6 protein-coding genes are annotated in these 8,337 nt (G+C 56.0%); all 6 read right to left on the reverse strand.

The genetic code is table 11. The features are described 5' to 3' along the window. Positions 1-598: hypothetical protein (locus tag ABJK56_RS17555; protein WP_347245974.1), on the reverse strand; the 598-nt coding region annotated here is incomplete at its 3' end. A gap of 622 nt (positions 599-1,220) precedes the next feature. Further along, positions 1,221-2,294 (reverse strand): hypothetical protein, encoded by a 1,074-nt coding sequence (locus ABJK56_RS17560; RefSeq protein WP_347245975.1) that lies wholly within the window; start codon positions 2,292-2,294, stop codon positions 1,221-1,223. A 773-nt stretch (positions 2,295-3,067) separates the two neighbouring features. Continuing rightward, complete coding sequence (locus ABJK56_RS17565; RefSeq protein WP_347245976.1) at positions 3,068-3,928, reverse strand: hypothetical protein; 861 nt, start codon at positions 3,926-3,928, stop codon at positions 3,068-3,070. A 374-nt stretch (positions 3,929-4,302) separates the two neighbouring features. Next, positions 4,303-4,944 carry a helix-turn-helix domain-containing protein gene (locus ABJK56_RS17570; RefSeq protein WP_347245977.1) on the reverse strand — a complete coding sequence of 214 codons (642 nt, stop codon included), beginning with the start codon at positions 4,942-4,944 and terminating at the stop codon, positions 4,303-4,305. 496 nt (positions 4,945-5,440) lie between these two features. Continuing rightward, entirely contained in the window at positions 5,441-5,848 is a 408-nt protein-coding gene (locus ABJK56_RS17575; RefSeq protein ID WP_347245978.1) for a hypothetical protein, read from the reverse strand. Positions 5,849-6,423: 575 nt separating this feature from the next. After that, the coding region (locus tag ABJK56_RS17580) for a BNR-4 repeat-containing protein (RefSeq protein ID WP_347245979.1) at positions 6,424-8,337 on the reverse strand (1,914 nt) is incomplete at its 5' end.

Raw genomic sequence — 8,337 nt, forward strand, 5'->3', positions numbered from 1 at the left:
CCACCCGGATGGTTTCGCGGCCATCGCGACGACGCAGGCGCAGGGCCACTACACCCGCCCGCCGTTCCACTTCCTGCACTTGCCAGGTTTCTTCCTTACCTATCAGGGCATCTTCCACATTTCTGACCGCTTCCACGACCGCCTGGTAAGGGACTAATCGCGGGAAGGAGACTACACCCACGTGCAGGGGAAAGCGATCCCAGAGCCGGGCGAAGTGATCCCGCCACCAGGCCACGGAGAGATCCACGCACTCGGAAGCCGCCTCCAGTGGCGCCAACACCCGGAAGCGCAAGGGGGAGATTTCCACTGGGATCACCGGGTGGTAGACGGCCAAATGCGCGTAAGGTTGTTGCAATTCCCGAACTTGGTTTACAGTGACGGTCCCCTGCTGGCCAAAAGAGTCTTCCTCTTCCAACGTAATCTGCTCATTCTTAAAAGCATCGTGTGATTCCTCCGGTCTGAGCAAACGCGCCAGATTAGACGCGGTTACGAAGCCGCCCAGGCTGCGCACATAGACCAGGCTGATCTGTCGTCCGTGCCAGCGGCCATCATAAAGGGCCATATCTTTCCAGCCGTTATGGTCCTTGGGCACCAGCACGCGCCGCCGCACCCGCCAGGGATTGTCGTAGCGGGCGGCAATTTGGCGGAACTCTCGCAGGAGATCCCGAAAGAACTCCTCCGCCTCCCGCCAGAAGCGATAGACCCGGCCCGGGGAGGGGAGTTTAAGGAAGAGTTGATGAGCTAACCACGCCGCACGCTGATCGTCGTCTAAAGCGCCCCATGAAGGCGCGTCGGCACGGTCTTCGACGATCTTGTGGAAGAAAGAGGGCCAGTCGTTTTCATTTTCATGCTGATATCCCTCTTGGAGATTTCATAAAACTTGATCTTAGAAGTGCAGCGCGTGTGTCACCGTCGATCGGAGTGTCTTCGCCCTCGCTTGCGTAGATGCGCACTACTCAGCGCTGTCGCAGCACCAGAGCGGCACTTTCAGAGGTTTTTCTCCATTCCCAGGGTTCACTTTCAAGACTCGTGTCTTGGCTGTCCAGTCATTGGGAGGGAAGGCATGTAAGCAGTCGCGTTTTGGGCCGAGGATCTGTGCAAACATGCGTTGCTGCTTCAAGGCTCCATTCGAACTCATCCCACCTCGCCTTCCAGAAGATGGAGAGCCACATCGGAGCTAGTCGACCTTATCCTAAACAAAAACAAATTCTCCTGAAAGATTAACGTAAACCTTTCATAGCCAGCAGATAGTAGACTGCGAGTCCAAGGAGATTCCGGTCGCAAGAGATATTCTGCAAGTCGTTAGCGTTTTGAACTTGCGCTCCTGCCTTCTGCCACAATCTCACCAACTCAGAAGTAACCGCAGGGGAATGAAGAGCCATTAGTTCCCGAGAATCTTTGTAACCCGCTTGAGCTGCCATGCCATCAATAAACTCTTCCCTCAGGATAGGATCCCAGGCTCGCGAAATAGCACCGATCCTCGGTGCCCAGTCTACAAAGTATTGTGTACACCTTAGGGAAATAATCGCGGACGGTGTCAGGTAACGCTCGTTAGTTTCCCGCTGTGTGCACAGGATCGCTGCGACATCGCCAGAGAGTCCTGATCCGGACAAGATGTTGATGAGTTGCGATGGGGAATCGATGCGCAAAGGTCGCCCATTCATAAGGTCATCGTAAACCAAAGAAGCCGGCGAAACAGCGCCTGTGGCGCCACTAAGAGCAACATAACGGCCGACGAGGCGCTCATGGACAGCCCTGATAACGGCTCCTCCACATGATCCGAGATAAGACCGCACTACCTTTGCGCAGAGCTGAAGATGCTTCTGTGAAAGGCCTTCAAGCGTTGTTCCCGAATTGAGGATGATCTCTTTTGCTGGCGGTGAGCAATCTCGGAGGATACTGCTATAGATATTTCCAGCCCTCAAAAGAATGCACATTCGTGCTATTTCAAAGCGCGCTGCCTCGGAGGACAAAATGGGATAAGCCGCACGCACTTTTTCGACCGCGGTGGGACTAATTTGATCGAGATAACCGTCGCTCACCAGCCTCAAGTAGTCCGCGTTCTTTTTCGGCGGCTGAGAGTGTACATGATCCGTGGCCTGGGCCAAGTCTCTAACGCCGTATGTTTCGGTGATCGGTCCAGATTCGGAAAGTCCGGTCAGAGAATCCCAACCAATAGTATCCAAGGGACCATTCTCATTTCCCTTTACATCACACCATGCATAATTTCTGATCAGGGCCAGGGCCGTTAGTGTTGCCAATACGATCGATACAGGAAGCACTCTTGCGATCATTGCGCCCACCTCCGATATTTTTTAGATGCTGGCCGATACCCTTCCTTAAAGACTTTGATTACGAGCCGATATTGCAATCCGGGGACAAGTCACGCGTCAGAGCTTCGTGATTTTTCACGGCGTCATCGTTTCTATTTTACCCAGCGCGACAGTTAGGTAACCGGCCGACGGTGGTTAGATTAAAGCGGGGACTTGAATTGTGAAGGGCCCTCCCAAGAATTCTACAGAGCCCTGGACCAAAGGCCGGTTGGCTGATCTTGTCTGAGGAACTCGTCATGCATAATTTTTCGACCACGGGAAGGCGTGAGAAACCAGTCGCGATTTCGAACCCCGGGTTTGGGACGTATGTCGCCGCATTGGTGGAAAACTTGGTCGCGGCGATAGAACCCATTACTACGTTGGAGGACAGGAAGGCACGCCTGCTAGAAGAAACCTCACAACTGTGCGAACGAAACGAACACTTCGAGCAACAGTTGGCTTCAATGCACAAAGCCCCCGGCCCTCGGAGCCGCTCTCAAGCGGCATAGTCGCCCCCAAGAACTTGTTGCCCAAGGGTGACAACAAGCGAAGGAAGGACAGAAAGCCGGGGCACCAATAGCACCTGCGGTCGCCGTTTCCCCCGAAGCCGGTCCACCATTTCCAGCGGCAAACGCCCGAGTATTGTTCTGAGTGCAGCGGCAAGGCGGCCGATTCCTGGTGTGACCCAAAAGCATTCCAGTAGCTGGAAATCCCCGAAACCTTTGGCGTGATCTTCCCCCCAACCTGCTAATGGCTCAACCGTCGTTCTCGTCCTCCTTCTGCAAAGCCCTCCTACGCCGTATCCAACTCAGTGCCCGTGTCACAGCTCGCACATTCCACCTCCGCGGCGCAAAGTGTGTTTCGTACAGTTCGCCAAACCGCCCTCTGGTCTCCTCCACAAAATCTTTGCGAGAGTTGTTGGTGTGCCGCCTGTAATATTCCCAGGCCTCGTAAATCTTCTGGTACAGCTCCTGCTGCGACTCGCTCAAGGCTTGCCGTCCACGCCTTTTGGCAACCTTCATGGGCCGTCCATCATGGGAAGCGTCGGACTCGACCTTGTCCCCGCCCGCCTTTCCCAAAAGTGCCGCACGTAATCGCTTACGAGTTTCCTGCCCCCACCACTGCCGATATTTCTCCCAGCCAAAGGCCAAAACCGCCATGTCGTCGTCCCAGCGCCGGGGAAATGTATCCTCACCCCTGGTTCCCCAATCCGGGCCGATCATCTCGCACGCCAAATCCGCAAGAAACCACGCATTCCTCTCCGCACTTCCCAAGATCTTCAGCAACTCGGCCGTCCGCCGTCGTAAATAGGGGAGCGCGTTAGGAAGATGCAGCATGGGGTCCCAAGAGACAAAAGGCGGAAACTCTTTTTCTTCAGGCGAGGCCCTCTCCACTTCCAGAAGCATCTCAGAAAAAGCATCCACGGCTTTGGCAAACGCCTCATAATAGTACTTCCATTGCGGTAGCAAATGCCCTCCAGGCAATCTCCGCCTCCGCAGCTCCATTTCCCAAAAGACCCGCCACGCCTCAGAGACTCCCTGCCCCCGCTCCAGGAGACGTTCCAAAGCTCTCAGAAAAGCCTCTGGCCCCTTGGTGATTTCATCACGATTCCCCATTTTCGCTGCTCGCCTTAATCTTGCTCCCCTACGCCTCTCGGTGTGGACCATCACCACGCCACTGAATGAGCGCAAAGAGAAAAACTGTGACCGCCGACCCGCTCTTGCCGTCCACAAGAACAGGCCAACGTGCCTCGCTGGCGAATTATAACCCGCCTCTCGCCGCAAAGCTACGCACAGGGCAGCAGAAAAGCATCAGGAAAAGACAACTGACCTCTATCGAGGTCTCATCCCTTTTACGAGCCGAATTGTACCAGTGCCGGCCACCCACCCCGGCGCTCGTGCAGTCCTCCCCGCCGCCGCCTGACCGTGTCCTCAACGGATCCCCATTCAACCAGGACCAACGGCCAGATTGGGGCAACTCCTCCGTCGCTTCACCCCCCAGCCTGCTGATTCCCCCTCTCTCCCCAATACCGCCGCAAAGCCTTTTCCACCTGCTCGTCCGACCACCGTGAAAACGGATAACCAGGCGTCTCTGTCTTGGGATCCAAATTGGCCCCATAGAGCCCCACACACTTCAGCACGTGGACCGCCGCTGACTGCCGCAACCGGCGATCCTCCTCTTGCAGCAGATCAGCCTCCAGCACCTCCACTGCCCGACCGGCAATCTGCCGCAGCCGCTCCACATGGGCACCCCAGATTTCCTTCCGCCGGACTTCCAGCGCCGTCTGAAAAAGGGCGTCCCGGTTCCGCCACACCGTCACGGTTTGCCGACTCACGCCCACCGCCTCTGCCACCTCCTGGTCTGTCTTACCGGCCAGCAGCAGTTCAATGGCGTTCCGCTGCGCAATTCGCAATTGTCGGGTTTTGTCAGATTTTGGCATAGCGTTCACCTTGGTTCTGAGCCGCCCATCATCTCGGCCATCCTTCAACCGTCGGCCTTCGCTATTCACCACACGCCGAACTCGGCCGCCCGGAGCGGACTTCCCCCGCGCAGTCCGCCGCTCAAAATCGTTCTCCTTATCATAATCCGCCACTTTTGCCAAAACCGACCGCAGGAAAAGCAAAACTGACAAGCACCGCTCCCTCTAATCGCATGCCATATCTGAAGGCCCTCGGGGTCAAACTTTCTACGCAGCAATGATTCTTACCCAGGAGCCATATTTAAATTCAGCCAATTTATGGGCATAGAAATGATTACAACCGTCTTCACGAGCGTGCAATATGTCCTGCAACAGTTTCCAGTCTATGCTTGAAAATAGTTTTCCCGCCGGCCGCCATTTTGCGAGGACCTGACAGGCGGCTGCTGCACCACAACCCAGAAGGCCTTTCACCCTGACCGCCATCCTAAGCTTTCGAGGGCCCGCAAAACGGCTTGGCGTTGTACATCAGTGAGTGTCTGCCAAATCGCGACGAGCTCGGGCGGCAGCCCTTCGGGCATGGCAATGTTGCGTGCCAAGCCGACGCATGCACAGCCGTCCAGCAGAGCCTCGCCGCAATCCGAGGGACAGCATCCAGAGCCCCTAGACGTACTCCCGCCACAATCCGAAGCATTACCGGCAGAGTCAGCAACTACAGTGTCGGGATCATCCAGACCACTCCCCGCAGAGTTAGCGAGTATAGTGTGGGGATAATCCAAAGCACCACGCTCGAGGTCACCACTTGGTCCAGGGTCACAATCTGAGCGGCAACTAACAAAGGTTGCACAGTTTTCAGGTGTAGAGGGAAGGGATGGTCGAGTTGGCGATTGATGCTGTGGATGGCTTGGAGGATGGCGTCTTCCAGATTTTCCACAGTCTGGAAGTAGTCGTTGTGGATCGCCGACCGCTTCAAGTGGCCCCAGAAGCGCTCGATCAGATTGAGGTTGGGCGCGTAGAGCGTTCGATGCAGAAACTCGGGGTGCAAGCACGCGACAATCCGGAGCGCCGCATACGGAGCCACCCGAGTATGGCACCATGCCACAACTCCTTTCCTGATCACAGGTTACAGAACCACCTTCGAGTCGGCCATCGCCCAATAGGTTATGTTTCAACCACAAGTTACGATCTTCACTGTGGTGCACGATGTCGTAGTTGAATCGCTTGCGCGATTCATTCTTCGGGAAAACCCTTCTTTGCAGAGCTCGATTGCAGACAGTGGCAATATCCCCTTCCGAGAGCTCGGCGGCCTCAGTCAGCAGGCAGTCAATCTTATCCAGTTTGACTGCGCCACTTATGGGGGGTGTCACGTGCTCAGCATTCTTAGTTTCGGAGGGGCTCGCTTGTCGTGCCCGGTGACGGCTGCCCGACGCCAGGGTTATGAAGGCTAAAGCCTTCATCGAAAAGCGGCGATCAATCGCCGCACTCCACATGTGGAGTGCGGGGCTTTAGCCCCGCTTTCCGCGCGGGACTTCAGTCCCCGGCGAAAGGCAATGGACGATCGAACGTTGATTAGTGGACCTGACAAGCACGTCCCTCCGGACTCGATGGATTATCCAACCTTGAACGACGGACCTGACAAGCAGGTCCCTCCAGCTAGGATTAAGTGAGAGTAGGCCTATTGCAAAGTTACAAATTTCAGCGAGGGGCGAAAGGTACGAGCTGGGTTAAATCAGCCTGAGAGGCCAGCTTCCAGGTCTGCCCACCGTCGGGCGACACAAGTAAAGCCCTCCGCGTGCCAGGGTAATCGTTGCGATAAAACCAATAGGTGGACCAACAATCGTAGGACAGGAACAGCCGTCCCAGCCGGTCGATGGTCAATCGATGATAAAAAACGCTGTATTCCGAAAACGGTGGAATAACGAGGATCTGCGGGGCATGCCAGTCCTGCCCTGATGCTTTCTGTTGATAAGAAAGCGCGGCGAAGATACTCAGCGGATGCGGAGCCTCTTGAGACTTCCACAGACGAAAGACCGTATGAAGCGTGTCATCCGGTCCGCAGACTAACCCAATATAAGTCTGCCGTAATCCCTCACCGAGGATTGTTGGTTCGGTCCAACCGCCACCTGCGTCGTTGGGAACCAGCGATCGAGCGTAGGGAAATGGGGCGCCGTGCGTTCCGCCAAGTGCGTGCAAATAACCCTGACTATCCATGGTAATGCTCGGGGTGTTATGGATGTCATTGGGAGGCAGACCATATCCCACGAATGTCCGTGAACCAAGCTCACCTTTTGCACAGTCATAGGTCACGACATAGGTCGGTGCCCCTGGCACCTTTTCTGCCAGATCCGTGGCTTCAGACCAGATCACATGCACGCGTCCTTCCCGGGAGACGACACACGAAGGGCTCCCTGAATGTGCAGAATGTCCCAGCACTTTTTCTGAAATCACAATCGGCGGCGCAAACCTGATCTCTTCCCCACGCAACTCCGGCAGAATCAGTTCCAAGCGATAAAGGCGTCGCCAAAAGACCTTGGGATCTGCCAGCAGAAATGTGTAACGCAGGATCGGGGGTGGCCCCTTCAGAACGTTGTGCCCAGTGAAAACCTCAATGTCAAACGTCTGGCCCTCACCCGGAGGCAATTCATGCGCAGTGAAGGACCGTGCCCCATCACGGGATACGAGTAAACTCGATCGCCCGTCAACCTGGGCCAGAAGATACACGCGATTAGTTTGATCATAGGCGATCTTGGGCGTGACGACTCTGAGGGAACGGACAGCCCTCCCACTGTCGCCCCACCGGACAATGGCCGAGAGATCATGGCCGTGCCACCGCTGACCGTCCCAAACATACAGTGCCCCCCCGGAACAGACGTAAGGTCGATTCTCCATGTCGAAATACACCTGGTTTTCCACCGGGTAATCGGGCAGGTATCCCAACTGTTCATTTTCATGTTCATAAGGACGGAGGATCAGCGGCAGTGCCAGCGGCTTTGCGGCAGGGGCTTCGCCTGCCTTAACCGTGAGACTTGCGAAAGTCGTGATTTCTGGCTCATCCTCCGGTCGAACCCGAACGAAACAGGTCCGGCCCTGGCCCACAGAGCCAACTTGGTAGCGGACCGTAACGTTTCTTGCCATGCCGGGTCTCAGTGCGAAGGAATTCGGGCCCTCCAGGCTTACCGGCCAGGAATCCTGCGGAAATTCCAGACTGACCAAAAAAGTCCGCGGCTTGGGTGCGTTGTTATGGACCCGAAATTCGATGGTCCCATCCTCGCCCGGTCGTCCATACACAATCCGCCGATAAGGGGTGATCAACCAACGGTTGGGAAGCCAATCAAACCATGCGTTTGGTTGAGGTGTCCAGACCGTCAGATCGCGGTATTGGTCGCCCGAGTCCCACTGGGTCACACCGTCAATGTGCAGAATCCCCTGTTGCCTGGGAAAATGAATGCGCCAGGGGACAGCATCCCGTGACAGTTGCGCTGGAAAGCGGTGAGATGCTGTACCCTCAGCAGTTACGGGAATCTCAGCGAGAATTCGCCCCTGGGCATCGAACACTTGCAAGGTCGTCACACCACGTGGCAAACCGGTGGCCTGAATGCCGAACTCGCC

Origin of the sequence: Thermogutta sp. (assembly GCF_039793925.1) — a bacterium.
GTDB lineage: Bacteria > Planctomycetota > Planctomycetia > Pirellulales > Thermoguttaceae > Thermogutta.

Excerpts from the sequence above, each read along its gene's own strand:
- ABJK56_RS17560 (WP_347245975.1), bottom strand. The coding sequence starts at position 2,294 with ATGATCGCAAGAGTGCTTCCTGTATCGATCGTATTGGCAACACTAACG.
- ABJK56_RS17565 (WP_347245976.1), bottom strand. The coding sequence starts at position 3,928 with ATGGGGAATCGTGATGAAATCACCAAGGGGCCAGAGGCTTTTCTGAGA.